At 71.3% G+C, this 25,078-nt stretch carries 21 protein-coding genes; 14 read left to right on the top strand and 7 right to left on the bottom strand.

Going from position 1 to position 25,078, the window contains the following annotated elements; all coding sequences use genetic code 11:
* Positions 1 to 41 precede the first annotated feature (41 nt).
* Positions 42 to 524 (top strand): MarR family winged helix-turn-helix transcriptional regulator, encoded by a 483-nt coding sequence (locus JIG36_RS45820; protein WP_203383199.1) that lies wholly within the window; start codon positions 42 to 44, stop codon positions 522 to 524.
* 79 nt (positions 525 to 603) lie between these two features.
* On the top strand, positions 604 to 948 hold the full coding sequence (locus JIG36_RS45815; RefSeq protein ID WP_203383198.1) for a YciI family protein: 345 nt from the start codon (positions 604 to 606) through the stop codon (positions 946 to 948).
* A gap of 3 nt (positions 949 to 951) precedes the next feature.
* On the opposite strand, the gene JIG36_RS54500 is transcribed toward JIG36_RS45815, so the two are convergent.
* A complete protein-coding gene (locus tag JIG36_RS54500) occupies positions 952 to 3,762 on the bottom strand; it encodes a tetratricopeptide repeat protein (protein ID WP_307873184.1) in 2,811 nt (936 codons plus the stop codon).
* Positions 3,763 to 3,903: 141 nt separating this feature from the next.
* Here JIG36_RS54500 and JIG36_RS45805 point away from each other — a divergent pair, with 141 nt between their 5' ends.
* Together JIG36_RS45805 and JIG36_RS45800 are read left to right on the top strand one after the other, a co-directional pair.
* The gene (locus JIG36_RS45805; RefSeq protein ID WP_203383196.1) at positions 3,904 to 8,613 is read left to right on the top strand and encodes a hypothetical protein; all 4,710 of its coding nucleotides are present in this window, start codon (positions 3,904 to 3,906) and stop codon (positions 8,611 to 8,613) included.
* 8 nt (positions 8,614 to 8,621) lie between these two features.
* Positions 8,622 to 9,245 (top strand): hypothetical protein, encoded by a 624-nt coding sequence (locus JIG36_RS45800; RefSeq protein ID WP_203383195.1) that lies wholly within the window; start codon positions 8,622 to 8,624, stop codon positions 9,243 to 9,245.
* Here the strand turns inward: JIG36_RS45800 and JIG36_RS45795 are convergent.
* Positions 9,242 to 10,213, bottom strand: coding sequence for a class I SAM-dependent methyltransferase (locus JIG36_RS45795; protein WP_307873183.1), 972 nt, complete (start codon positions 10,211 to 10,213; stop codon positions 9,242 to 9,244). The two genes, JIG36_RS45800 and JIG36_RS45795, sit on opposite strands and share 4 nt — an antisense overlap.
* A gap of 102 nt (positions 10,214 to 10,315) precedes the next feature.
* On the opposite strand from JIG36_RS45795, the gene JIG36_RS45790 reads away from it, so the two are divergent.
* The 5 genes from JIG36_RS45790 to JIG36_RS45770 all read left to right on the top strand — a co-directional run bounded on the left by JIG36_RS45790 (position 10,316) and on the right by JIG36_RS45770 (position 14,199).
* Positions 10,316 to 10,714 (top strand): TOBE domain-containing protein, encoded by a 399-nt coding sequence (locus JIG36_RS45790; protein ID WP_203383193.1) that lies wholly within the window; start codon positions 10,316 to 10,318, stop codon positions 10,712 to 10,714.
* Between the two features lie 112 nt (positions 10,715 to 10,826).
* Positions 10,827 to 11,627, top strand: a complete 801-nt coding sequence (gene modA / locus JIG36_RS45785; RefSeq protein ID WP_236049659.1) for a molybdate ABC transporter substrate-binding protein — start codon at positions 10,827 to 10,829, stop codon at positions 11,625 to 11,627.
* A gap of 11 nt (positions 11,628 to 11,638) precedes the next feature.
* Positions 11,639 to 12,406, top strand: a complete 768-nt coding sequence (locus JIG36_RS45780; RefSeq protein WP_203383270.1) for an ABC transporter permease — start codon at positions 11,639 to 11,641, stop codon at positions 12,404 to 12,406.
* A gap of 76 nt (positions 12,407 to 12,482) precedes the next feature.
* Positions 12,483 to 13,517: an ABC transporter ATP-binding protein gene (locus JIG36_RS45775; RefSeq protein ID WP_203383192.1), complete on the top strand. Its 1,035-nt coding sequence runs from the start codon at positions 12,483 to 12,485 to the stop codon at positions 13,515 to 13,517.
* A gap of 97 nt (positions 13,518 to 13,614) precedes the next feature.
* Entirely contained in the window at positions 13,615 to 14,199 is a 585-nt protein-coding gene (locus tag JIG36_RS45770; RefSeq protein WP_203383191.1) for a DUF1684 domain-containing protein, read from the top strand.
* Here the strand turns inward: JIG36_RS45770 and JIG36_RS45765 are convergent.
* Complete coding sequence (locus JIG36_RS45765; protein ID WP_203383190.1) at positions 14,186 to 14,941, bottom strand: adenosylcobinamide amidohydrolase; 756 nt, start codon at positions 14,939 to 14,941, stop codon at positions 14,186 to 14,188. The two genes, JIG36_RS45770 and JIG36_RS45765, sit on opposite strands and share 14 nt — an antisense overlap.
* Positions 14,942 to 14,943: 2 nt before the next feature.
* Positions 14,944 to 15,495 (bottom strand): GNAT family N-acetyltransferase, encoded by a 552-nt coding sequence (locus JIG36_RS45760; protein WP_203383189.1) that lies wholly within the window; start codon positions 15,493 to 15,495, stop codon positions 14,944 to 14,946.
* Between the two features lie 97 nt (positions 15,496 to 15,592).
* On the opposite strand from JIG36_RS45760, the gene JIG36_RS45755 reads away from it, so the two are divergent.
* The gene (locus JIG36_RS45755) at positions 15,593 to 16,618 is read left to right on the top strand and encodes a hypothetical protein (protein WP_203383188.1); all 1,026 of its coding nucleotides are present in this window, start codon (positions 15,593 to 15,595) and stop codon (positions 16,616 to 16,618) included.
* A gap of 68 nt (positions 16,619 to 16,686) precedes the next feature.
* On the opposite strand, the gene JIG36_RS45750 is transcribed toward JIG36_RS45755, so the two are convergent.
* Together JIG36_RS45750 and JIG36_RS45745 are read right to left on the bottom strand one after the other, a co-directional pair.
* Positions 16,687 to 17,259, bottom strand: coding sequence for a discoidin domain-containing protein (locus JIG36_RS45750; protein ID WP_203383187.1), 573 nt, complete (start codon positions 17,257 to 17,259; stop codon positions 16,687 to 16,689).
* Between the two features lie 354 nt (positions 17,260 to 17,613).
* Entirely contained in the window at positions 17,614 to 19,284 is a 1,671-nt protein-coding gene (locus JIG36_RS45745; protein ID WP_307873182.1) for an alkaline phosphatase family protein, read from the bottom strand.
* Positions 19,285 to 19,416: 132 nt separating this feature from the next.
* On the opposite strand from JIG36_RS45745, the gene JIG36_RS45740 reads away from it, so the two are divergent.
* Genes JIG36_RS45740 through JIG36_RS45725 form a run of 4 tightly spaced genes read left to right on the top strand, consistent with a single transcriptional unit; the run spans position 19,417 to position 22,776 of the window.
* On the top strand, positions 19,417 to 20,847 hold the full coding sequence (locus tag JIG36_RS45740; RefSeq protein WP_203383186.1) for a glutamine synthetase family protein: 1,431 nt from the start codon (positions 19,417 to 19,419) through the stop codon (positions 20,845 to 20,847).
* Positions 20,825 to 21,820 carry a carbon-nitrogen hydrolase family protein gene (locus JIG36_RS45735; protein WP_307873181.1) on the top strand — a complete coding sequence of 332 codons (996 nt, stop codon included), beginning with the start codon at positions 20,825 to 20,827 and terminating at the stop codon, positions 21,818 to 21,820. The genes JIG36_RS45740 and JIG36_RS45735 overlap by 23 nt, the downstream gene beginning before the upstream one ends.
* 10 nt (positions 21,821 to 21,830) lie before the next feature.
* Positions 21,831 to 22,532, top strand: coding sequence for a FadR/GntR family transcriptional regulator (locus tag JIG36_RS45730; RefSeq protein WP_203383185.1), 702 nt, complete (start codon positions 21,831 to 21,833; stop codon positions 22,530 to 22,532).
* Positions 22,533 to 22,566: 34 nt separating this feature from the next.
* On the top strand, positions 22,567 to 22,776 hold the full coding sequence (locus tag JIG36_RS45725; RefSeq protein ID WP_203383184.1) for a hypothetical protein: 210 nt from the start codon (positions 22,567 to 22,569) through the stop codon (positions 22,774 to 22,776).
* Here JIG36_RS45725 and JIG36_RS45720 read toward each other — a convergent pair.
* Positions 22,769 to 24,994 (bottom strand): putative bifunctional diguanylate cyclase/phosphodiesterase, encoded by a 2,226-nt coding sequence (locus JIG36_RS45720; RefSeq protein WP_203383183.1) that lies wholly within the window; start codon positions 24,992 to 24,994, stop codon positions 22,769 to 22,771. The two genes, JIG36_RS45725 and JIG36_RS45720, sit on opposite strands and share 8 nt — an antisense overlap.
* Positions 24,995 to 25,078 lie beyond the last annotated feature (84 nt).

The raw sequence follows: 25,078 nt of genomic DNA, 5'->3' as shown, positions 1-25,078 counted from the left end.
CCAGACTGTCTATCGTCCAGACGTTGCCGTAGCCTTTCCGCATGTCACGTTCCGGCGCCGACCTGGCGTTGCTGCTGCTCGGCGGGTTCCGCACCCTGGTCGACGCCGCGATAACCGAGCTGGCCGACCGCGGATACGACGACGTCCGGCCGGTCCACGACTTCGCCATGCGGGCCATCGCGGCCGGCGCCGACAACGCCTCCGAGCTGGGTCGGCGCCTCTCCATCACCAAGCAGTCGGCCGCCCGCACGATCGCGGTGCTCGAGGAGCGAGGCTGGGTGACGAGCGGCCCCGACCCCCGCGACGCCCGCCGCAAACGCCTCGAGGTCACGCCGCTGGGCCACGAGGTGATGACCGTAGGCGAGTCGATCTTCGACGACCTGCGGGAACGGTGGAAAACCCAGATCGGTGCGGCCGAGCTGGAGACGCTGGAGAAGCAGCTCACGGCGTTGATCGGCCCCCAGGCGGTCCGCTTCGACTCACCCGGCTGGCTGGCCCGCGACCTGGGCGGCCCAGCCGACTGAAACTTTTCCGCGCCGACGTGTCGGATCGGCCCATCGCCGTTCGTGGCATCAGTGCACAGGCCGAGCAGAGGGAGTGACCATGCCCCAGTACCTCATCTACTTCAACCAGCAGTGGGTCGGCGACCACAGCGAGGAGTGGTTCCGCGGTCGCGGGCCCCTTTCGCGCGCAGTCGTCGAAGAGATCAAAACCGCCGGCGCGTACGTCTTCGCCGGTGGCCTGGAGGAGGAGGACGGCCCGGTCTTCAGCGCCGACGCCACAAGCGGCACGCTGCTGTTCACCGACGGCCCGTACGTCGAGACGAAGGAGTTCCTGGGCGGCCTGACCATCGTGGACGTCCCCGACGAGGAAACGGCCCGCATGTGGGCCGGAAAGATCGCCGAAGCGTGCGGATGGCCCCAGGAGGTGCGCCGCTTCAAGCCCTAGCGATCACCGAGCGGTCAGGTCCCGGATGTCGTCGTCCACGTACGCGTCGATGTCCGGGTCCAGGAACGCCTCGAGCAGCGGATCCTCGTCCGTCGCGGGTCCGGGGTCGTCGTCGTACTCGTGGTCGCCGCGGTGCCGGCTCAGCGCCCCGGCCGCCCGGCTCGGTGTGCGCTCGTCGCTGGCCCGGTCGAGGTCGGCGGCGGTGCCCCGCTGCCGCAGCGCCGCGATCAGCTCCTCCCGGGTCTGCACCACGGTCGGATGGCGGGCGCTGAACACCGTGAGCTGCTTGTCCAGCACCTCGCTGAGCAGGTCGATCGAGCGGCTCAGGTTCCCGTTCCCGGGGTGCAGGCGCAGGGTGACGGCGAGGTTGTACCGGGTGCTCAACGTCGACTCGTGATCGGCGATGAGCACCTGCTCCTGGACGGCCAGGACCTGCTCGAACTGGGTCAGCGCCTCCTCGTAGCGGCGCTGGGAGCGCAGGCTCAGCGCGAGGTTGTGGCGCGTGGTGAGCGTCCTCGGGTGCTCGGCCCCGAGAAAGTCCACCCGATCGTCCACCAGCCGTTCGAACCGGTGGGTGGCCTCGGCGAGGTTCCCCTGCTCGTACGTCAGCCAGCCGATGTTGCCCCGGGTGGTCTGCGTGTCCGGATGGTTCGGGCCGAGCCGGTTGCGCCGGATGCGGAGCACCTGCTTGAACAGGCGCCGCGCGGTGTCGAACTGCTTGCGCTGGAGCAGGTCCCAGGCCAGGTTGGCGGCGGTGGCCAGGGTGTGCGGATGATCGGGCCCGCACCGGCGCAGCTGCACGGCGAGCACCGAGCGGAACATCGTCTCGGCGGCGACGTACCGGCCCTTGGCCTGCTCCACCCAGGCCAGGTTGTGCTCGGTGACCAGGGTGTTCGGGTGGTTGTCGCCGAGCACGCGGCGGCGGTGCCGGAGCACCTCGGCGAACTCCTCGCCGGCGACGCGCAGGGAGTCGGGACCACCCATCGCCTGCCGGGCGTAGGCCTTGCTGTGCATCGTAGTGAGCGTGTCCGGATGCCGGAGGCCGAGCACCTGCTCGCGGGCGTCGAGCACCTCGACGAGGTGGCCGAAGGCGGCCCGCGCGTTGCCGGCCGCCTGGACCACGAGCGCCAGCCGGTGCCGGGTGGCCAGCGCGTCGGGGTGGTCGGGGCCGAGCAGAAGCGAGCGGAACGCCAGCACCGCCACGAGAATCCGCTCGGAGCGGGCCAGCCCGCCCCGAGCTCCCTGATCGTGCAGGACGGCACCCAGGTGATGCTCGGCCGTGAGGCGACGTTCCAGGGTCAGCCGGTCGGCGGCGCCCCGACGTCGCCGTTCCCGCACCGCCACGTGCCGGATGTCGCGACAGGCATCGGTGTAGAGGCCACGTGCCTGGAACGCGAGGCCACGGTCCAACCGTGCGGCGAGCCGGTCCGGGTCGTCCGGGGCGAGCGAGGACGACCTCGTCACCGCGGCTTCGGCGATCGCGGAGGCGGCCCGGTACATGCCGCGGGCCAGCAGATGCCGCACCGTCCGGCCGGCCGCGTGCAGAACCGCTCCGATCTCGGTCCGTTCGGCGGCCAGAACGTGATCAACGTGCGGGACGAGAAGCCGCCACAGGGTCAACGACGGCCCCTCGCGGCCGGCGAGGGCCTGCGTCGCCAGATCAAGGGCCGTGGCCGCGTCGGGCCCGTCCCCGCCCTCGCCGAGCACCGCCTCGGCGACCAGGGGATGCAACGTCACCACGTGGGCGCCGTCGTCCACACCGAACTCCAGCAGACCGGTGCCGCGGAGGTTGCGCCAGGCCCGACGCAGCAGCGCAGGGCCGGCGGCGGACCCCGAGGCGGCGTCGAGCAGGTCGAGGGGAAACGGCTGGGACGGGGCCAGCGCGGCCAGCAACCGCAGGACGTCTCCGGCCGCCGCGCTCTCCTCCCCACCGATCGCCTTCAGCGCGAGCCGCACTGCCAGCCGCACGACAGGGCCGGGTGGTGGGGCCGCACCGGTGATCTCTCTCAGCTCCGAGGCGTACTCGTCCAGCGTGTGCCGGACTACTGTGCTGCCGTGCTGTGAACCGGCGACGTGCAACGCCAGGGGAAGGCCGCCGAGCAGGCCGGCGAGGTCGGCGGCGACGCTGCCGGCCGCATCGCGGCGATCGTCGTCGAGGTCGGGGACGCGGCTGAGCAACAATGCTGCCGAATCTTCCGGTGAGATCGGGCCGAGCCGGACCCCACCGGCGCCCTCGTGCCTGGTGGTGACGACGACGAACGCCGCCCCCGACGGCAGACGCGCGGCTTCCTCGAGGACCTCGGCGCAGAGATCCGGGTCGTCGGCGCCGTCGATCACCAGGACCCGGCGTCGCCCGTCCGGCGCCGGTGCGGCGAACAGCCGGAGCATGGCCCATGCGAAACGTCGTGCGTCCTGCTCCCAATCGAGGCCGGCGGCGTCCTCCTCGGGCTCGAGACGTCCGCCGCACATCTCCCGGGCCCGCGACACCACGGCCTCGCCCGCCCCGAACTTCAGGGCCGCGGCGGCCAGCCCTTCGACCAGCGACACGGTGTTGCGGGCCGGGGCCCACATGACGTCGGGCAGTCCGCGGGCGGCGGCGAGGGCGACCGTGGTCTTGCCGACGCCGGCCGGTCCGGCGAGCACATGCACACGGCGGTCCGAATCGGCCAGTTCGATCAGCGAATCGATCTCCGGGCCGCGCCCGGCCACCACCTCGGGCAGCCGAGCGAACGGCGGGCGGCAGCCGTCCGCGGACGGCGGCACCCGGAGCACGTCGACGTCGGCGGCCGAGACGATCGGAACATTCGCATGCACATGGGCCGGTCGAACCGCCGTACTCAATCGATCTGCTCCTCGCTCGCGTCCCTCGCGGCCCACCACTCGGCAACAGTTTGTGGAGCGTCGCGGGGCGGTACGGTGAGGATCATAGACTCGCCGACTGGAGCCGATCGGTAGATGACCACCGCTTTTCCGGACAACCTGCCCGCCCGGTACACCGTGTCGTTCCCCGGAGCCGGCGACCGGTCGGCCGGCCTCGGAGTGGTGGTCGGTCCACGCCATGTCATCACCAGCACCACCGTCGTCAACCGGGCTCTGGCGCGGCCGCCGTCCGAATCGGAACGGCCGGCCACGGACCTGGTGATCTCGTTTCCGCGCCTGGCCGAGGCGCGCCCGGAGGCGCCGTCGCGCACCGTCCGGGTCGTGCGGTGGGCGCCGTCGGCGGGAGGCGCGGGTTTCGGCCTCGCCGGCCTGGAGCTGATCGACGGCGATCTGCCCGCGGAAGCGGCTCCACAGCCACTGGCACCGAGCGGGCTGCTCCCCGGCGACGCCCAGGTCTTCGGCTACTCGTCCGAACCGGGCGCCGAGTCCGGCGTGCTGGTCGACCTCAGCGTCGTCGAGCGGGTCGCGGACGGTCGCATCCAGGTGATCTGGCGGTCAGCCGGGGGTCATCGGCTGGGGGCGGGATTCGGCGGTTCTCCCGCGTACGACCCGGCCACCGGCGCGATGGTCGGGCTGCTGGTGCCGCCGGGCAGTGATCGGGACGACCGCCTCGCCTACCTGGTGTCCATCGAGGAGATCCGCCGTTTCTGGCCCGAGGCGTTCGCGTCGGCGCCCGCGCCGGGAACGATCGCCCTGCTGCACCTGTCCGATCTGCGGCTCGGTGGTCGCGAGGAAGCCTCGGGCGCCGACCGGCGTCTACCGACGGAGATCGGCAAGCAGGTCGAACTGAGTGGGATCTCGCCGGACCTGATCGTCGTCAGCGGAGATCTGACCGTCGCGGGAGACAAGTGGGCGCTCGGCAGTGCGGCCATCTGGCTCCGTACGCTCGCGCGCAGCCTCCACGTGAGCCCTCGGAACATCGTCGTCGTTCCCGGAGAACGCGATGTCAGCGCCCGGCTCCGTGAACTCGTCCACGAGCAGTCCCGGTTCCTCGAGCCGACGGCCGGAGCCGACCTGTGGCGTCCGTTCGCTGTCGCCGTCGATCAGCTTGACCCGCAGGCCGGCCGGCTCGGTTTCACCGCGGAACGGCCCTGGACCGTCTTCACCTTTCCCGACCTCCGCGTCGTCGTGGCCGGCTTCAACTCGACCATCCGGCTCAGCCGTCACGACGGCGACGAGCGGGGTCTGCTCACCCGTCCGCAGATCGAGGATCTCGCCGACCGGCTCCGCCCCTATCGGGACGAGGGCTGGCTGCGGCTCGGCGTGGTCCACCACAATCCGGCCCGGGCCGACCAGGCCGAACAGAGTCTGGAGGATGCTCATGAGCTCGGCCAGGTCTTCGACGACGAACTGATCAGCGTGATCCTGCACGGGCACGCCACCGGCGCGAGCATCACCCGGATGGAGCCGGGACCGCTGCTTCTCGGCGCGGGCGGCCACGACCGGCGGTGGCAACTGGTGACGATCGGCCCGGGCCGGCTGCACCGGCGCGGCTGGCGGTGGAGTTCCGATGAGGAGAGCTGGGCCGCCGAGGCCGCTCGAACCGTGCACCACGACTTCGGGCTGCGGCCGGCGCCGGTCCGCGATCCGGACACGGCTGCCTTCCGGCGCCGGGTGCGACTGGCGACCAGGCTCCGCTATTTGCACGCCCGGCTGGAAGAGGGCGAGGCCGAGGGGGACATCGTGGTGGAAACCGCTGATTTTCCCGTACGAAGGGTGACCGTCCGCCCGGCGCCGTCGGCGACACTGGTCTCCACAGTCGACGATCTCGCCGAACGCGTTCGAGCGGTGGCCCCCGGAAGCGGGGCGGTCATCGTCCACCGTGACGCCGTCGTGGCGCCCGAAGTCACGGCGCGGGCCCGGCAGCTGAACGTCGATCTGATGAGCCTGGCCGAGTTCCAGCGCCTGACCGACCTCTCCCCGGTCGTACGCCGGCAGGCGGAGCGGCTCGCCGGTGACTCCACCCGCTACGTGCGGCAACCGGCCCGGCTGACCGGTCCCGCCGGACGGTCCGCTCGCGTCGAGGACCTCGCCGACGAGATCGTCGACCTGCTGGTCAACGACCGGCCGTCCGTCGTCGCGGCGCGCGGTGAGGACGGCAGCGGCCGGAGCACCCTGCTACGCCGGCTCGCGCGGCAACTGCCCGAATCCGGTGCCCCGCTCCTGCTCGCCCTGGACGACGCCGGCGAGTCGGAGTCCGTCGACAGGCTCCTCCAGCGCTACCTGTTCGAGCACGGCCTCACCGATCTGCGCCTGGACCGGATCCGCTACATGATCGGCGAGGGTCGGGTCGTGCTCCTGGTCGACGGCTGGGACGAAGCGGCGGATGAGATCCGCGACGGCCTGCTGAGGTTGCTGACCGATCAGTCGCGGGTGGTCGTGGCGGTCGGCGAGGCCGACGACATCGCGCTGCCGGAGGCCGGGCTTCATACGGCCGAGCTGCTGCCCTTCGACGCCGACCGGATCGACGAGTTCCTGTCCGCGCGCTTCGCCGGAACCGCCGGCACGTGGGCGGCGATGCTGGAGGAGAACGAGCAGCTGCTCTCGCTCGCCGGCAACCCTCGCAGTCTCGCGCAACTCGCCGACACGGGCGAAAGTGCCGTACGGAGCCTGGCCCGGACCGGAGCCTTCACCTCCCCCGCCGAAGCGGGACCGGAGGCGCCGCCGGAGGATGCCGAGGAGGCACCCGGCGCGCGGCCCGGAACGATCGAGGCGGTCGTCGGCGGGATGGTCCACTGTCTCGCCTTCGGGCCCGGTGACCGTCTTCTCGCAGCCGGCCGCGGCGACGTCGTCGAGATCGTCGACCTGACCGGGCGCAGTCCCTCGACGATCCGCTGTCTGACCGGGCACAGCAGCACCGTTCGCGGCGTGATCTTCCTCGGCGCCGGGGAGCTGGTGAGCGCGGCCGAGGACGGGACCATACGCGTCTGGAACGTCGGCACCGGAGAGTCGAAGGTGTGGAACGTCCACCTCCAGCCGGTGACCGGACTGGCCTGGTCACGGCCGGCGGACGCGATCCTGACCGGCTCGATGGACCACACCGCGGAGATCCGTCGCACCGACGGGGAACCGCACGGCTCCTACCGGCCGCTGCGGCACGGGCTCGGCGACATCAACGCGGTCGCGGCCGCACCGGACCGGCCGGTGGTGGTGACCGCGGCGACCGACCGTGTCGCCATCGTGTGGGACCTGACCACGGGCCGGGAGATCTTCCGGCTCGAGCACGGCGACAGTGTCACCGCGGTGGCCTTCTCGCACGACGGCACCCTGATCGCCACGGTGGCGAACGACGGTGACGCCGTGCTCTGGAACGCCACCGACGGCCGCCGGGTCGGGTCCTTGCCGGTCGGTGGTGCGCTGACCTGCGTCGCGTTCTCACCCGACGATGCGCTGGTCGCCGTCGGCACCCGCGACGGCACGGTGTGGCTCTGCATGGCCGGAACCCGTGACCTCCGGGCCAAACTCACCGATCACGCCGACGAGGTCACCGCCATCGCCTTCCCGGCAGAGTCCCCGCACGTCGTCGCCACCGGCTCGAAGGACGGGACTGTGCGTTTCCGGCGGTGGATCGAGCCCGAGCCCGCCTCCCCGGCGCGGATCCCCGAGTGGTCCGGGAGCACGCTGGCCAGCAGCACGTACTGGGCCTCGGGTCTCGTCTTCGACCCCCGGCCGGACGGGTTGCGGCTGGCCGCCTCCACGTGGGACGGCGCGGTGGTGATCTGGAATCTGGAGGACGGCGCCGTCGAGAAGGTGCTGGGCGGCGGGACCGGAGCGTTGAACGGCGTCGCCCGCTCGCCCGACGGCACCCTGATCTGCGCCGGCCAGCTGCTCGACCCTCCGGTGGCCTACGTGTGGGATCTGGCGACCGGAACGTCGCGACGGCCGCTGACCGGTCACGCCGACGGTGTCACCGACGTCGCCTTCGCACCGGACGGCCGATGGATCGCGACGGTCTCGGAGGACCGCAGTTTCGCGGTCTGGGACGCCGCCGAGGGAAGCCTGCGGTATCGGAAGGTGCTGGGCCGCGAGGCGGTCGCCGGGCTGTCGTTCCGGCCGCTGTCCGGGGCCTTCCCCGAGACGGTCCTGGCGGTCGGCCACGGTCAGGTCGTCCGCATGTGGGATCCGGCCACCGGAGAGAGCGCCGGTGACATGACACTGCCCCACAAGAAGGTCCTCAACGCCACCGCCTTTCTGCACTCGGGTACGGGGCTGGTCACCGCGAGCGGCGGGCGGTCGGCCACCGCTGGAATCTGGGACCTGACCGCACCCGGCGAACCGCCGATCGACCTGGCCGGCCACAAAGGGCGCGTGAACTGCGTCGCCGTGCACCCCGACGACCTGACCGTGGCGACCGGGTCGTCGGACAACGTCGTGCGGATCTTCGAGACGAGGAACGGCAACCCGGTCCTGAAACTCGAGGGACATGTCGGTGGCGTGACCGCCGTGATCTTCTCACCGGACGGCGAGCTGCTGGCCACGGCCGCGCGGGACAACACCGTCCGCCTGTGGTCGACCTCCACCGGGCGGCCCCTCGCTGTGCTCCACGTTCTGCGCGACGGCTCCTCGGTCGCGATCCGTGGCGACGGCTCCGCCTACCGCGTCTCCGGCCGGCCGGGAGCGGACATCTGGTGGGCATCCGGTCTGCGCCGTCACCGGCTCACGGAGATCTCGGAGCCACGCCCGATGGCGGACGGGGAGAAGCTCTTCGACCGGCCTGGCCGGTGAGGCCGCCGGTGTTCGACCTGATCCGGTTCGCGCCGTCGTCGCCACCGCCGTCGTCGCCGGGCGCGGACCCGCCCAGCTGGGCCGATCAGCTGGAGGCGTGGGCCACCCTGGGCGCCGCGGTGATCGCCCTGGCCGCCGCCGTGGCCACCTTCTGGCTGCTGGTGCATCAGATCGGTGAGGCCCGCCGGGCCCGGGCCGAGGCCCGTCAGGAGAGAGCGGAGGCCGCCGCCGACCGGAAGCTGGCCGCCGACGAGCGGAGGGAGGCCGAGCGGGCACAGGCCCGGACGGTCCTCTTCGAGAACGTGGACATCCGATCGGGGAAGCGGGCCGACGGGAGCCCGTTCGACCAGGTGAGCGGCGGGGTCACCAACTTCGGGACCGGGCCGGTCCTGGACGTCTCGATCCACTACCGGGTCGAGGGACGCAACCACCGGCTCGCCCGGGTGGCGGTGCTTGCGGCCGGAGGGGCGCTGACCGCCGACGCCACCGTCGCCGGGAGCGCCGGCGAGCTGGTCGCGTTCTTCACCGACGCCGCCGGCCTCTCCTGGGCCCGGCACCCCGGCGAACAGCCTGTGCCGGCCTCCCAGAGCCGGCCCGGCCCGCTCGACTTCGTCACCGACCAGGCGCGTTAGTCGCGGACGGCTACGGCCAGGAAATGTCCGTCCTCGTCCTCGTAGCGGGCCGGCAGCCAGCCCGCGGCGGCCAGGGCCCGGGTCAGGTTTTCCTCGTTCAGGATGTCGGACGGGGTCAGCTTGTGGCCGTGGCGGGCGGCCAGCGCGGCCCGGCCGGTCGGGTGGAACAGCACCAGGCGGCCGCCGGGGCGGGTGACCCGGGCCAGTTCGGCCAGGCCGGCCCCGGGGTCGGGCAGGTGGTGGACCAGGCCCGCGGCGAAGACCAGGCCGGCCACCTCGTTGGGGAGCGGCAAGCGGCGGGCGTCGGCCTGGATCAGGGTGGAGACGCGGTCGCGGCCCTTGGCCCGGGCCTCGGCCAGCATCGCGGGTGTGCAGTCGAGGCCGATCACCCGGCCGGTGGGGCCGACCGCTTCGGCCAGGGCGGGCAGGGCGCGGCCGGTTCCGCAGCCCACGTCGAGGGCCAGGTCGCCGCGGGTGGGCAGGGCCGATTCCACCGCTTGCGCGTACGCGGGCAGGTCGTCCCCGAACTTTTCGTCCCACCCGGCCGCGCGCGGGGCGAAGAACGCGCGGCTCTCCGACAGGTGCCAGCTTTCGGGGTCGGCCAGGCGGGGGTGCACGTGGCGGATGACCGGCCACTGGGGATCGTGCGCGTCGATCACCACCTGGGCCCGGCGTTCGCCCTCGCCGGCCGGGCCCCGGCCGCTCGCGCGCAGATAGACGATCACACGGTCGGCCGCCGGCTCCAGCACGTTGAGGGCCGAGTCGAGCACTCCGCCGGACGGGCCGCTCAAGCCCATGACGGCGTCGACGTTCCAGGCCCGGGCCGAGGGCGGGAAGGCGGCGGCGAGCCGGGAAGCGAACCTCGCCGCAGCGCCGTGGTCTCCCCCGTCGACGATGACGGTGAGCGGGGCGCGGGGGGCTAGCACCTCGGCCAGGAAGGCGGTGACCTCGGCAATGCGTTCGGGCACGCCCCTCAGCATGCCGCCGCCCCTGTGAGCTGTGCAACGGTTCCGCATCTGCAAGCCTTACGGGGTAGGAAGCCTTGCATTTGCCACCCTAGAGTGACGACTGTGACCACCTACCGCATCGGTGAAGCGGCCGAACTGCTCGGTGTCAGTGTCGACACGGTCCGCCGCTGGGTCGACGCCGGCCGGTTGAACGCCGGTCGCGACGACCACGGCCACCGGCACGTCGCGGGCGCTGACCTGGCCGCGTTCGCCCGGTCGCTGGCCGACGAACCCGACGCGGGCGCCCGCCGTTCCTCGGCGCGCAACCGGATGCGCGGCATCGTGACGGCGATCGTCCGCGACGAGGTGATGGCGCAGGTGGACATCCAGGCCGGGCCGTTCCGGGTGGTGTCGCTGATGAGCCGCGAGGCCGTCGACGACCTGGGCCTCGAGGTGGGTTCGACGGCGGTGGCCGTCATCAAGTCGACCACGGTCGTCGTCGAACGCGGAGACGACAAATGAGTCGAGCGCGGGGACGACAAATCAGTCGAGCGCTGGAACGACAAGTGGAAGTCGATCACGGAGACGTCGAGGGGAAGTCGACCACGGCGGTCGTGGAACGAGGAGACGACGAATGAAGAGAGTCCTCACCGGCATCGCGATGCTCGCGGTACTCGCCACGGCGGCCTGCGGCGGAAGCAGCTCGGACAACAGTTCACCGGCGGGCGGGGGCGCGTCCGGCAGTGCGGGCGCCACGGCCGGCGGCGAGCTGATCGTGCTGGCGGCGGCGTCGCTCACCGAGTCCTTCGACAAGATCAAGACGGACTTCGAGGCGCAGAACCCCACCGTCAAGGTCACCATTTCGTACGGCGGCAGCTCCGGTCTCGCCCAGCAGATCACCTCGGGCGCCCCGGCCGACGTGTTCGCCGCCGCCAGCCCGGCCACCATGAAGACCGTGGTCGACGCGGGTGACGCCACCGGCGAGCCGGCCGTGTTCGTGAAGAACCAGCTCGTCATCGCCACCGCCAAGGGCAACCCGAAGGGCATCAGGAGCCTGGCCGACCTCAAGAACCCGGACCTCAAGGTCGCGCTCTGCGCCGAGCAGGTGCCCTGCGGCTCGGCCGCCAAGAAGGCGATCGAGGCCGCGGGCGTCGACGTCAAGCCGGTCACGCTGGAGCAGGACGTCAAGGCCGCACTGTCCAAGGTGAAGCTGGGCGAGGTCGACGCGGCGCTGGTCTACCGTACGGACGCCAAGGCCGCGAGCACCGATGTGGACGGCATCGAGTTTCCCGAGTCGGCCGGCGCGATCAACGACTATCCGATCGTCACCCTGAAGAACGCCCCCAACCCGTCGGCGGCCACCGCCTTCGTCGCGTTCGTGCAGACTGAGCCCGAGATGAAGATCCTCACCGACGCAGGGTTCCAGAAGCCCTGAACCGACTGAAAATCCCGCTCGCGCTGGCCGTTCCGGCCGCGATCGGCCTCGCGTTCCTGATCCTGCCCCTGGCCGGGCTGCTGATCCGGGCGCCGTGGACGACGCTGCCGGAACGCCTGACCGAGCCGGGCATCCTCGACGCGCTGCGCCTCTCGCTGATCACCGCGAGCCTGGCCACGGTGGTCTGTCTGATCCTGGGCGTGCCGCTGGCCTGGGTGCTGGCCCGCACCGAGTTCCCCGGCCGCCGGCTGGTGCGCGCGCTGGTCACCGTGCCGCTCGTGCTGCCCCCGGTCGTGGGCGGCGTGGCGTTGCTGCTGGTGTTCGGGCGGCGCGGGCTGGTCGGCGAATGGCTCGACCAGACGTTCGGGTTCAGCCTGCCGTTCACCACGACCGGGGTGGTGGTGGCCGAGGCCTTCGTGGCGATGCCGTTCCTGGTGATCGCCGTCGAGGGTGCGCTGCGCGGGGCCGACGCCCGATTCGAGGAGGCGGCGGCCACGCTCGGCGCCTCCCGCTGGACGGCGTTCCGCCGGGTCACGTTGCCGCTGATCGCGCCCGGGGTGGCCGCGGGCGCCGTGCTCTGCTGGGCGCGGGCGCTGGGCGAGTTCGGCGCGACGATCACTTTCGCCGGCAACTTCCCCGGCCGTACGCAGACCATGCCGCTCGCCGTCTATCTGGCGTTGGAGCAGGACGTGGACGCGGCGATCGTGCTCAGCCTGATCCTGCTGGTGGTGTCGGTCGGCATCCTGGCCGCCCTGCGCGACAAATGGGTGGCGGCATGACACACCGTGCGGGCGCGCCACAAAGCCGGGCGGGCACGTCACAAAGCCCGGCGAACGCGTCGCGGAGGGTGGCGGCATGAGCCTCGAAGCGCGACTCGTCATCAAGCGGGACGGCTTCACGCTCGACATCGAGCTGACCGCCGAGCCCGGCGAGGTGGTGGCTCTGCTCGGGCCCAACGGCGCCGGCAAGACCACGGCCCTGCGCGCGCTGGCCGGCCTGCTCCCCCTCGGCGAGGGCTCGATCACCCTGGACGGCGTACGCCTCGACACCCTCCCGCCCGAACAGCGGCGCATCGGCGTGGTCTTCCAGGACTACCTGCTCTTCCCGCACCTGAGCGCGCTCGACAACGTCGCGTTCGGCCCCCGCTGCCGACGCGTGCCGCGCGCCGAGGCACGGCAGAGGGCCACCGAGTGGCTCACCCGGGTGGGGCTGGCCGACCACGTACGCAAAAAGCCGCGTCAGCTCTCCGGAGGTCAGGCCCAGCGGGTGGCCCTGGCCCGCGCGCTCGCCTTCGAGCCCCGGATGCTGCTGCTGGACGAGCCGCTGGCCGCGCTCGACGCCCGTACGCGCCTCGACACCCGGGCCCAGCTGCGCGGCCACCTCGCCGCCTTCCCGGGCGCGACCGTGCTGGTCACCCACGACCCGCTCGACGCCCTGATGCTGGCCGACCGCCTGGTCATCATCGAGGACGGCCGCGTCGTGCAGACCGGCGACGCCGCCACGATCACCGCCGAGCCGCGCACCGACTACGTGGCCCGCCTGGTCGGCCTCAACCTCTATCGCGGCCGCGCCGAGGGCAGCACGGTCACCCTGCCGGACGGCTTCGAGCTGATCACCGCCACCGAGCAGCAGGGAGATGTCTTCGTCGCGTTCCCGCCCTCGGCCGTGGCCCTCTATCCCAGCCGTCCCGACGGCAGCCCCCGCAACACCTGGCCCGCCACCGTGACCACCATCTCGCGGCACGGCGACGCGTTACGCATCGAGCTGGGCGGCGGACTACCCGCGGCGGCCGACGTCACTCCGGCCGCGGCCGTGCATCTGGGTCTCGAGCCCGGCCGCGAGGTGTGGGCCAGCGTCAAAGCGACCGAGGTACGCGCCTACCGGGCCTGAGCTGCCCCCGTGAGACGGCGTCCAGGGTGATGACCGGCACCATCTCGGCGAGGCGGCAGCCCTGCGGGAAGGGAAGAACAGGGCCTACGTTGGGTGGATGGACGCACTCGAGCTGACCGACTACCGCGCGGCCGTGGCGCGGATGTATCTCGCCGACACGAGCCTGGCCGAGTTCCGGGCCGAGCGCGACAAGCTGTTCGCCACGCACCCCCAGTCGGCCATCGCGGAGGACGAGCGGGCGGCGTTCGGCGGGCTGCGCTACTTCCCGGCCAACGACAGCGTGATCGTCGAGGCCGAGGTGCGGCCGGCCGACGGCGAGATCGACATCGACACGGGCGGGCCCGACGGCGTCGTTCACTACAACCGCGTCGGAATCATCCTGACCCCGTACGGGGAACTCTCGCTCTGGTGGATCGAGGCCTATGGCGGCGGGCTGTTCCTGCCGGTGCGCGACGCCACCTGCGGCCAGGGCGCCTATGGCGGCGGTCGCTATCTCACCGACACCGTGAAGGGCACGCACGGGCGCGGGCTCGAACCCCTGGGCGGCTCACGGGTGCGTCTCGACTTCAACTATCTGTACAACCCGTCGTGCGCCTACAACGACGCCTACCTGTGCCCGCTGGCCCCGCCGGAAAACACGGTGAGTGCGGCGATCGAGGCGGGCGAACTCACCTACCACTGACGCGGTCGGACCACGACTGGGTGCCGGCCAGGTTGACCGCTCCCCCGTCGAGCACCGCGGCGTAGGCGGCCCGGGCCAGCGGTGCTCCCCAGGTCGAGCGCGGCCCGGCGTAGGCCGCTTCCGGTCCCTCCAACGGGCACAGCACGCAGACGGCGTCGGTGGCCGTCCCGGTCGCGTCCAGTCCCAGCTCGCGGATCGCCTGGGTCTTGGCCTCGGTCACGGTCGCCACGGCGTTGACCAGGGCGCCTGCACTGAGCCGGGCCGGCACCCACGCGATCAGGTTCACGGTTCCCACCACGGTTTTCCCGTACGAGGGGAGGGCCGCGGCCGCCTGGATCGGCGCCCCCAGCCCGACCGTGGCCCAGAGCCGCACACCATCCTCCGACGCGCTCACCACGTCGGCCACGTCGACGCCGGTCAGCAGGCCCACGCCGGGCCCGCTCAGCCCGAGGTCGCCGGCGATGGCCCGCAGATGGTCGGCCGGGTCGTCCCGGTCGTACGACATCGGCACGGTCGCGTTGACCAGCCACTCACACGGTCCGATCCCCCCGCCGAGCACCGCCGACGAGATCGCCCGCACGGCCCGGGGCAGCCGCCAGACGAGCAACGGCACGTCGCGACCGCTCTCAACGCGGTCGGTCAGAACCGGTTCCGGCACGTCCTGGCCGCTCTCGGCGCGGTGGGTCAGAACCGGCTCCGGCACGTCCTGGCCGTCCCCGGCGGGCCCGGTGAGAGACGGCATGGTCAGGCCTCGATGCCGGGCCACTCGGGCGCGAGCACGGCCCAGATCTCGGTGTCGTAGCGCACGCCCTTCCAGACGAAGTTCGCGCGCAGCGTGGCCTCGTGCTTCAGGCCGAGCCGGCGCGCGACCGCCGAACTGGCCACGTTGTCGGGCCGGCAGTGCCACTCGACCCGGTAGACCGAGCGGTCGCGGATCAGCCACTCGATCAGCAGGGCGGCCGACTTGGTGATCAGCCCGCGGCCGGTGCCGGCCGGTTCGAGCCAGCAGCCGACCTCGCACACGCCCGAGTGCTCGTCGAAGTCGAACGCCATGACCCCGCCGACGAGCACGCCGTCGAGGCGGATGCCGAGGATGCGCCCCTCGCCCCGGGCCTGGAGATCGGCGTAGCGCTGCAGGGTCTGGCGGGCCGAGGCGAGGTCGGTGCTGCGGCTCGCCCACGGGATCCACGGGTCGACGGTCGCCCGCGCCCGGTCGATGTGTGCGAGGAATTCCTCGGCCTGCCACGGCTCCAGCGGCCGGAGCTCCGCGCCCCCGCCCAGATCGACCTTGAACACGAGCCCAGCGTAGCCGCCGCCGGCACGCCATTTTCCGGCCTCCCCATGTCCATCCGGGCCCCATACATTTACGATCATCAATGCTTGAGGAGGACGTATGAGGTTCGTGGGCAGAATCGCGTTCGGGATGGCGGGCGTCCTGGCGGCGGCGGGCCTGGCCGCGCCGGCACAGGCCGCCCCCAGCCGGGCCGAGCTGGCACTGCGCTGGGCGCCGATCCACTACCAGGACGTGGACACCACCGGCGCGCACGCGCTGGGCGGCAGGAGCGACTTCATTACCAGGTACGACTTAGACGGCAACCTGAACGGGCGGGACAACTGGGACAACGCGGGGAAGAACACTTCGGCCGCCGTCTATTATTCGGTGCTCGAAACCGGCACGCACTACTACCTCACGTACTTCTTCTTCCACCCGCGCGACTGGATCGACCACCCGTTCTTCGAGACCGAGCACGAGAACGACGGCGAGGGCGTGGTCGAGATCGTGCAGAAGGACGGTTCGGCGTACGGCACGCTCAAGGCCGCGGTCACGGTGGCGCACAGCGACTTCTACTCGTACATCCCGACCGGCAGCGGCTGGACCAACGGGAGCGAGACGATCGACGGCACGCTGCAGCTCCAGTCGTCGCCGCACGACTCGTTCCAGCACCCGGTGACCGCCCAGGAGCGGGGCGGGCACGGGCTCAAGGCGTGGCCGCAGTACGACATCGACGGCGACGGCGTCGTCTACTACCCGACGGCGAGCACGTCGGAGGCGCCGAGCGGGCCGAACGACCGCGACGTCAAGTACGAGCTGATCGACATCTTCGCGGGCGGCGGCCTGTGGGCGCAGCGCAACAACACGAACCTGTTCGCCAACCTGGGCACCTTCGCCGGTGACACCTCGGGCGGCTGCGGTCAGGGCACGTGGAGCTGCGGCACGAACTCGGCCAACGCGCCGTGGGGCTGGGACGACGGCAACGACGTTCCGGCCCGAGGTGAGATCGCAACTGATCCGGCGAGGCTCGCTGCTTCGTACTTCAAGGTGCCGGGTTCCCTCGACCGGTCGTACAGCTACAACCCGTACTCCAGTGCCGCCGCGGCACTGAAGGCGGCCCGGAGCCTTCCTCCGACGATCGACTAGGTCCCAGTCGATCGTCAAGGCGCTCCCCGTGGGCTCCCCACGGGGAGCGCCTCATAACCCCGGCCCGGCTATCTGACCTGGAACTCGAACAGCGAGAACCCGTACTGGTTCGAGCGCTTGGTGCCGTACATCCGCACGAACCGCGCGACCGTCCCGCCGGCGTCGACCGTGACCGTGCCACCGGCGCCGGCGGTGGTCGAGAAGATCGGCTTCCAGGTCTTGCCGTCGAGCGAGACATCGACGCGGTAGGCGATCGCGTGCGCGTGTTCCCAGACCAGCGTGACCTCGGTCAACGAGCGGCGCTCGCGCAGGTCGACCCGCAGCCACTGCGGTTCGGCGAAGCCGCTCGACCAGCGTGTCGACGGGTCGCCGTCGATCGCCTCGGACGCCGCGAAGTGATCGGCCTCGATGCTGCTGGCGGCGGCGAACCCGGTCAGCGCGAGGTTCGCGCCGGCCGGGTTGGCCTTGCCGGTGACCTTCGGCGGGACCGGCCTCGACGTCACCGTCGGTGACGGTTTGGGCACACCCGTGATCGGCGCCGCTACCGCCTCGCTCCAGGTCACCGACGGCTGCACGACCGGCTCGGACCCGGCCACCGGGGCCGGCGGCACCACCGGCGACGGCACGCTCGGGGCCGGCACGGCCTTCTCCGTCGTGGCCCGGAAGGCGACGAACAATCCACCCCCGAGGATTGCCGCCAGCGCCAGGCCACTCGCCGCCCACCAGCCTTTACGTGACCGCCGACGGGCCGGTGGCGGCGCCGGCGGCGGTGGTGCGGGCGGGCTGGCTACCCTCTCTCTCGTACGCAGATCCGGCATTCTCGTCAGCCGCAGACTGTCCGCTCGGGACGGTCGCTTCGGCTCTTCCACAACTTCCCCCGGTTGGGTCCGAGGGCCGCCCCCTCGCGGCCTCCGAGGCGTATCTAAGCGGAAGTTGGTTACAGAACGTCAGTTACGCGCGAGTAGATGCGTGTCGATTTGTTGTCAGCAAACCGATCAGTGCGGTTCGCCCTGCGGGCTGTACGCGGTGAGGAACTTGTCGCGGAACTCGTTCATCGGCCACAGCGGCGCGCCGGGCGCCGGCGTGAGCCCGTCGGTCCAGCCCCAGCCCGAGATCCGGTCGAGCACCTTGGGGTCCTTGGCGACGATCGAGATCGGGACGTCCTTCGTGGAGTTGGTGCCGACCACGACCGAGGCCGGCTGGTGGTCGCCGAGCAGCACCAGCACCAGGTTGTCGTCGCCGTACTCCTGGACCCACGAGAGCAGGCTGTCGACCGAGTAGGCGATCGAACCCGCGTACGCCTGCTTGACCTTCTTGCCGTCGGAGAAGAGCTTCTGCGGGCTCTCGGCGGCGGCCACCGTGGGCCCGTAGACCTTGCCGTCGCCGATCTGGTCCCAGGGCAGCATCGACGGCACCGGCGTCCACGGGGTGTGGCTGGAGGTCAGGGTCACCTCGGCCATCAGCGGCTTGCGCTTGGGCTTGGCGAACTCGTAGTCCTGGACCTTCTTCATCACGTACTGGTCGGGCATCGTCGACCAGCTCAGCATCGGCCCGTTGTAGCCCAGCGTGTGCGAGTCGTAGATCTGCTGGTAGCCGTAGAACTGACCCTCGGGCCACGCGAACGTGACGCCGGGCTCGAATCCGACCGTACGGAAGCCGGCTTTTCCGAACGCCGAGGTCAGCGTGAGCCGGTCGGTGGCCACGAGATTGCGGTAGCGGTTCTGGTTGTCGACCCACAGGCCGGACAGGAACGTGGAGTGGGCGAGCCAGCTGCCGCCGCCGAACGTGGGCGACGTGAGATAACCGCTGCGCCCGTGGAAGCCCTTGGCCTCGAGTTTCTGCTGCCCGGTGCGCAGCTGCTCGACGACAGGCCGGTTGAAATCGGGGTTCTCGACGGCGTCGCGGCCGTAGCTCTCGACGAAGCCGATGATCACGTCTTTGCCGCGCAGCGCGCTCAGCAGCTGGTCCTGCGGCATGGTGCGGAAGTCGTCGTCCTGCACCTCGCGGGCGAAGTTCTTGCGGTCCTCGATGTCCTTGGGGACCGCGAGCACGGTGTCGCGGGCCAGGTCGGTGGCGCTCTGGCTGGCCACCGGGATGCCGCCGACGAGCTGGAAGCCCATCACGGCGAGCGTGACCCAGGCCGCCGAGAGGGTGACGACACCGCCCCGGACCAGGCGCGGGTGACTCGGCAGCAGACGGCTCAACCGGCGTACGGAAAAGGTCATCGCCACGAATGTCACCGCGGCGAGCAGCACACCGCCGGCCGCGACCCCGATCGCGCCGCCCTTGCCGACCGAGTCGGTGAGGAAGTTGAAGCCGTCCTTGAACAGCATCCAGTCGAGCACCGGGTCGAACGCGCGGGCCAGCACGGCGAAGAAGGCGATGTCGATGATCTTCAGGACGGTCAGCGCACCGAGAAGGACGCCGAGCACGGTGGCCGTGATGCGCCGGGCCCGCTCGGGCAGGACCAGCAGCAGAGCGACCGCGAGCAGCCCCTCGATCGGGACGCGGACCAGGGCCGTCCCCCAGAAGTTGCCGGGTGGGAGACGGAAGATCTGGTCGGGGAGCACCAGCGCGAGGAAGACGAACAGGGCGGCGAGGGTGGTGACCACCGCGCCGCCGATCCGGCGTACGTGCTTGTTGACCGACACTGGGAACTTCCTCACCGCTGGATTACATACCTGCCACCAGGTACACGCTGGGTCAGGGCCCGCGGTTCAGCCCATCTGTAACCCGCCGATAACATCACCGGCCCTAAGGTAGGGTCATCAGACCACCAGGCCATCAGGAGACCGACGGTGAAAGATGACTTCATCGCTCGCCACCAGTTGTGGACGGCGGAGCAGACCGACGCGGCCGAACGACTCCGATCCCAGGCGGAGGGGCTGCGGCAGGTGCGGATCGCGTGGTGCGACCAGCACGGCATCCTGCGCGGCAAAACGCTCGAGGTCGGGCATTTCCTGTCCGTGCTCGACTCGGGCAAGGACTTCCAGACCGCGACCCTGATCTTCGACACGACCAACAACCCGGTCACTCCCCCGTTCCGGGCGGCCGCGCTGGGTGACCCGCGGATGACCGGCCTCCCCGACGGCGTGCTGGTGCCCGATCCGCTCACCTTCCGCATGCTGCCCTGGCTCGACCGCACCGGCTGGATCCTGTCCGACCTGCACTACCGCAGCGGCGAGCGGGTTCCCTTCGACACCCGCGGGGTGCTCGCCGACCAGCTGTCCCGGCTGGCCGGCGAGGGGTTCGGCTATGTCTCCGGCATCGAGATGGAGTTCTATCTGACCCGGCTCGACGACCCGATGCTGGGCTTCGAGGACTCGGGCTATCCGCCCACGCCGCCCAAGGTGTCCGCGGTCGGCCACGGCTTCCAATATCTGACCGAGTCGCGCGGCGACGAGATCGAACCGATCCTGTCGATCCTGCGCGACAACCTGGTCTCGCTCGGGCTGCCGCTGGCCACGATCGAGGACGAGTGGGGACCGGGCCAGACCGAGTTCACGTTCGAACCGCTGCCCGGCGCCGCCACCGCCGACGCGGCCGTGCTGGCCCGCACCACGATCAAGCAGCTGGCCCGGCGGAACGGCTACCACGCCACGTTCATGGCCCGGCCCGCGCTGCCCAACGCGTTCTCCAGCGGCTGGCACCTGCACCAGTCGCTGAGCTCGGAGTCCACCGGCAACGCGTTCGCCGGGGCGACCGCCGACGAGCTGCTGTCGCAGACCGGGATGACCTTCATGGGTGGCCTGCTGCACCACGCGCTGGCCACCTCGGTGCTGACCACGCCGACGATCAACGGGTACAAGCGCTACCGCCCCGACTCGTTCGCCCCCGACCGCATCGCCTGGGCCGAGGAGAACCGGGGCGCGTTCGTGCGGGTCACCGGCGGCCGCGGCGACGCCAACACCCACCTGGAGAACCGCGTCGGCGATCCGGCCGCCAACCCGTACCTCTATCTGGCCTCACAGATCGCGGCCGGGCGGGACGGCCTGCGGCAGAAGCTCGACCCGGGTCCGTCGGCCGACGAGCCGTACGTGTCGGAGTCGCCCGCGCTGCCGGCCACGCTGGAACGGGCGATCGACCACTTCGAGGGCAGCGCCCTGCTGCGGGCCGAGTTCGGTGACCCGTTCGTCGACTACCTGACCATGATCAAGCGGCACGAGGTGGCCCGGTTCAACGCCGCGGTCACCGACTGGGAGCAACGTGAGTATTTCGAGGTCTACTGACCTGCGGGTGCTGGCCCGGCACGAGCACGACGGCCCGGCCCGGCTAGTCGTCGCGGCGGCGCAGCTGGGCGGGCCGTGGCTGGACGTCCCGGCCCGGCTCGCCCGGGCGCTGGCGGCGGCCGAACTGGCCGCGGCCGAGGGCGCCGACGTGCTGGCGTTCCCCGAGACCTACCTGAGCGGCTATCCGTACTGGCTGTCACGCACCAACGGCGCCACCTTCGGCGACCCGCGGCAGAAGGAGGCGTACGCGTACTACCTGGACACCGCGGTCGAGGTCGGCGGGCCCGAGGTGCGCCAGCTGGCGGCCGCCGCGTCCGACCTGCGGCTCACGCTGGTCGTGGGGATCACCGAGCGGTCGTACGGGTCGACGTACGCCACGGTTCTCACGATCGGCCCGGACGGGGTCGCCGGGCACCACCGCAAACTGGTGCCGACCTATGACGAACGGCTGGTCTGGGCGCCCGGGGACGGCGCCGGCCTGACCACCCACCCGGTCGGGCCGGGGCGGATCGGCAGCCTGAACTGCTGGGAGAACTGGATGCCACAGGCCCGGCAGGCCATGTACGCGGCGGGCGAGGACGTGCACATCGGAGTGTGGCCCGGTTCGGCCCGGCTGACCGGCGACATCACCCGGTTCGTGGCGCTGGAGGGCCGGGTGTTCAGCGTCGCCGCCGGGGGGCTGCTGCGCCGCGACGAGGTGCCGGACGACTTCCCGCTCGCCGCCGAGCTGCGGGCCGACGCCGACCCGATGCCCTTCGACGGTGGCTCGGCGGTCGCCGGTCCGGACGGCGAGTGGGTCGTTCCGCCCGTACGGGGGGAAGAGGGGTTGATCGTGGCGGCCCTCGATCTGCGGCAGGTGCGCGCGGAACGGTTCACGTTCGACCCGGCCGGTCATTACAGCCGCCCGGATGTGTTCGGCAGCACGGTCGACCGGCGGCGGAGGGCTGCGGCCACCTTCGTCGACGACGACTAGGGTTGTCGGCATGGCGCGCATCCGGCCGGTCCAGCGCAAACCGGCGTACCAGCAGGTGAGCGACCGCCTCCGCGAGTTCATCGACGACAACGACCTGCGTCCCGGCGACCGGCTGATGACCGAGCGCGAGCTCGCCGCCGAGCTGGGCGTGGGCCGGTCGACGATCCGCGAGGCGATCACCGCGCTGCGCGCGCAGGGCATCGTCGACGTGCGCCACGGCGAGGGCATCTATCTGCTCAACCGCAGCGAGGAACTGATCCCGTCGCTGGCCACCGAGCTGGTCGCCACGCACGTCGACCATCCGTACATCTGGGAGGCGCGGCAGGCGGTCGAGGTGCAGTGCGCCCGGCTCGCCGCCCGCCGCGCCACCGCCGACGACCTGGCCCAGATCGACGCCGGGCTCACGCTGATGGCGGCCGAGATCGCCGCCGGCGAGCCGGGGCTGGCCGGTGACCGCCACTTCCACCTGGGCGTGGTGAACGCCTCGCACAACCCGATCCTGATCCAGCTGGTGGCCGGGATCCGCGAGGCCTACGACAAGACGTCCGAGACCAGCCTGACCCGGGCCGACCAGCCGCCGCGGTCGCTGGCCGAGCACCGTGAGATCCGGGAGGCCATCGCGGCGCGCGACCCCGACCGGGCCGCCGAGCGCATGCTGGCGCATCTGGTCGGCACCACCGACGACCTGCTCGGGATCGACGACGCCGGCTGACCTTTCGTTCTTTTCGCCGCCGTCGGCTGACCTGTTGCTTTTGCCGCCGTCGGCTGACCTGTTGCCTTGGCCGCCTTCAGCTGACCTGTTGCCTTTGCCGCCATCGGCCGACCTGTTGCCTTTGCCGCCATCGGCCGACCTGTTGCCTTTGCCGCCATCGGCCGACCTGTTGCCTTTGCCGCCGTCGGCCGACCTGTTGCCTTTGCCGCCGTCGGCCGACCTGTCCTTTTTTGCCGTCAGCTGACGGTGACCCGGTTCAGCAGCAGGTTGATCTGGGCGGCGTCGGCCGGCTTGCCGAACAGGTAGCCCTGGCCGTGGTCGATGCCGATGCTGCGCAGCGTCGACCACTGCTCGTCGGTCTCGATGCCCTCGGCCACGGTCTGCATCTTCAGCGCCTGGCCGAGGCCGGCCACCGCGTCGACCAGTGCCACGTCGTCGGGGTCGATGTGCACGTCGTCGACGAACGTCTTGTCGATCTTGATGACATCGACCGGGAGCTGCTTGAGATAGCTGAGCGAGGAGTAGCCGGTGCCGAAGTCGTCGATGGCCAGCCGGACGCCCAGCTCGCGCAGCGCGTGCAGGGTGCGCTTGGCGGTCTCGATGTCCTCCATCAGCATCGACTCGGTGATTTCCAGGGTCAGCGAGGCCGGGTCGACCCCGGCGTCGGCCAGCGCCTCGGCGACGTCCTGCACCAGGCCCGCGTATTGGAACTGACGGGCCGAGAGGTTGACGTTGATCTTGAGGGTGGCCGCGGCCGGTGACTCCGCGCGCCACTTGGCCAGCTGGGCGCACGCCTCGCGCAGGACCCAGCGGCCCAGCGGCACGATCAGGCCGTTGGCCTCGGCGGCAGCGATGAAGTGGTAGGGGCCGAGCAGCCCGTCGCGCGGGTGCTCCCAGCGCACCAGAGCCTCGACCGACGTGACGCTCTGGGTCTGCATGTCGACCACCGGCTGGTAGAGCACCACGAACTCGTCGTGCTCGAGGCCGTGTTCGAGGTCGCTGCGCAGCTGGGCCTCCTCGAGCACCGACATGGTCATGGTCGGGTCGAAGATCGCGTAGCCGTTGCGCCCGGCCCGCTTGGCCGCGTACATCGCCAGGTCGGCGTTGCCGAGCAGGTGGTCGGCGCTGACCTTGCCGGCCTCGGTGCCGCCGGGCTCCGAGGTGGCGATGCCGATGCTCAGCGAGCAGGCGACATCGCGGCTGGCCAGGCGGATGGGCTCGCGGATGGTGCGGACCAGCCGCTCGGCCAGGGCGGCGGCGTCACCCGGTTCGAGATCGTGCATCAGGATGGCGAACTCGTCGCCGCCGAGGCGGGCCAGCACGTCGGACGGGCGTACGTGCCGTCGCAGGCGCAGCGCGATCGTGCTGAGCAGGTCGTCGCCCGCGCTGTGCCCGAGGTTGTCGTTCACGAGCTTGAAGTCGTCGAGGTCGAGCAGCAGCACGGTGACCGGGTTGGCGCCGGGGGCCGACACTGCCTCCTCGAGGCGCTGGCGGAACAGCGCACGGTTGGGCATGCCGGTCAGCGAGTCGGTGAACGCCTGCAGGTGCAGCTGGTCCTCCAAGGCGCGCCGGGTGCCGATGTCGCGCAGGCTCACCACGACGGCCTCGATGCCCGGGTCGTCCATCCAGTTGGTGGCCAGCACGTCGAGGTAGACCCATTCGCCGGCGGCGTTGCGCAGCTGGGACTCGGCCCGCATGCTCTGCCCGGTCGGCAGCGTCAGGAGTTCGGCCAGGAAACTCTCGGCCCGGTCCAGACGCTCGTCGGGGAGCAACTGGTCCAGCCGGTGATCGACCAGCGCCGAGACCTCGAACCCGAGCAGCTGGCTGACGGAATCGGTGACGTACTTGATCTTGGTGTCCGGGCCGATGGCGATCACCGCGTCGGCCGAAGCGGCCAGCATCGTCTCGGCACGGTGCTCGGCGGCCTGACGTCGGCTGTCCAGCGCGCGGCGGCTCTTGGCGTACGTCGCGGTCAGCCCGATGACGCAGCCCAGCATCGCGATCAGCAGAAACGTGGTGCCGAAGCCCTTGCCCGCACGGACCGGCAGCAGCACGGCATAGCCGGCGGCGGCCATCACACCGAGTCCGATCACGAACCGCGGAGACCAGAGCGCAGCCGCACTGATCAGTATCAACACGGCGGCGGGGAGGAAGAGCATCCAGCCGTCGGCGTCGACCCACCCGAACAGAGCCATCACCGGAATCTCGGCCAGCCACCACAGCACCAGCCAGCGCCGGGTCTGCGGCTTGCGCACCAGGCGCCCCCATGGCAGCCGGTACATGCCGGCCTGCGCCAGGACCGCCAGCCCGACCGGCACCAGCCACCAGCGGTCCGCCGGGTCCCAGCCCATCGCGATCCGCAGCCCGCCGATCCCTGTGACCACGGCGGCAATGGCCGCGCCCAGGCGCAGCTGACGCGCCCAGTATTCGGCCGTGTGATCGTCCATCTCGACTTTCCGCACGGGCGCTTCGATCGGTTCCCCGTTCTGCAACCTGAGCGAAACCGGCCGCTCATGACAAATGTCAGTGGCTGAGTGAGTGCTCGC

The sequence above is a fragment of the Paractinoplanes ovalisporus genome, from assembly GCF_016834655.1.
Taxonomy (GTDB): Bacteria; Actinomycetota; Actinomycetes; order Mycobacteriales; family Micromonosporaceae; genus Actinoplanes; species Actinoplanes ovalisporus.
This window is presented reverse-complemented; position numbering and strand designations above follow the sequence as displayed.

What these genes read in the sequence shown, in the direction of transcription:
- JIG36_RS45820 (WP_203383199.1), top strand. Translation starts at nt 42, where the DNA reads ATGTCACGTTCCGGCGCCGACCTGGCGTTGCTGCTGCTCGGCGGGTTC.
- JIG36_RS45815 (WP_203383198.1), top strand. Translation starts at nt 604, where the DNA reads ATGCCCCAGTACCTCATCTACTTCAACCAGCAGTGGGTCGGCGACCAC.
- JIG36_RS45805 (WP_203383196.1), top strand. Translation starts at nt 3,904, where the DNA reads ATGACCACCGCTTTTCCGGACAACCTGCCCGCCCGGTACACCGTGTCG.
- modA (WP_236049659.1), top strand. Translation starts at nt 10,827, where the DNA reads ATGAAGAGAGTCCTCACCGGCATCGCGATGCTCGCGGTACTCGCCACG.
- JIG36_RS45775 (WP_203383192.1), top strand. Translation starts at nt 12,483, where the DNA reads ATGAGCCTCGAAGCGCGACTCGTCATCAAGCGGGACGGCTTCACGCTC.
- JIG36_RS45770 (WP_203383191.1), top strand. Translation starts at nt 13,615, where the DNA reads ATGGACGCACTCGAGCTGACCGACTACCGCGCGGCCGTGGCGCGGATG.
- JIG36_RS45765 (WP_203383190.1), bottom strand. Translation starts at nt 14,941, where the DNA reads ATGCCGTCTCTCACCGGGCCCGCCGGGGACGGCCAGGACGTGCCGGAG.
- JIG36_RS45755 (WP_203383188.1), top strand. Translation starts at nt 15,593, where the DNA reads ATGAGGTTCGTGGGCAGAATCGCGTTCGGGATGGCGGGCGTCCTGGCG.
- JIG36_RS45730 (WP_203383185.1), top strand. Translation starts at nt 21,831, where the DNA reads ATGGCGCGCATCCGGCCGGTCCAGCGCAAACCGGCGTACCAGCAGGTG.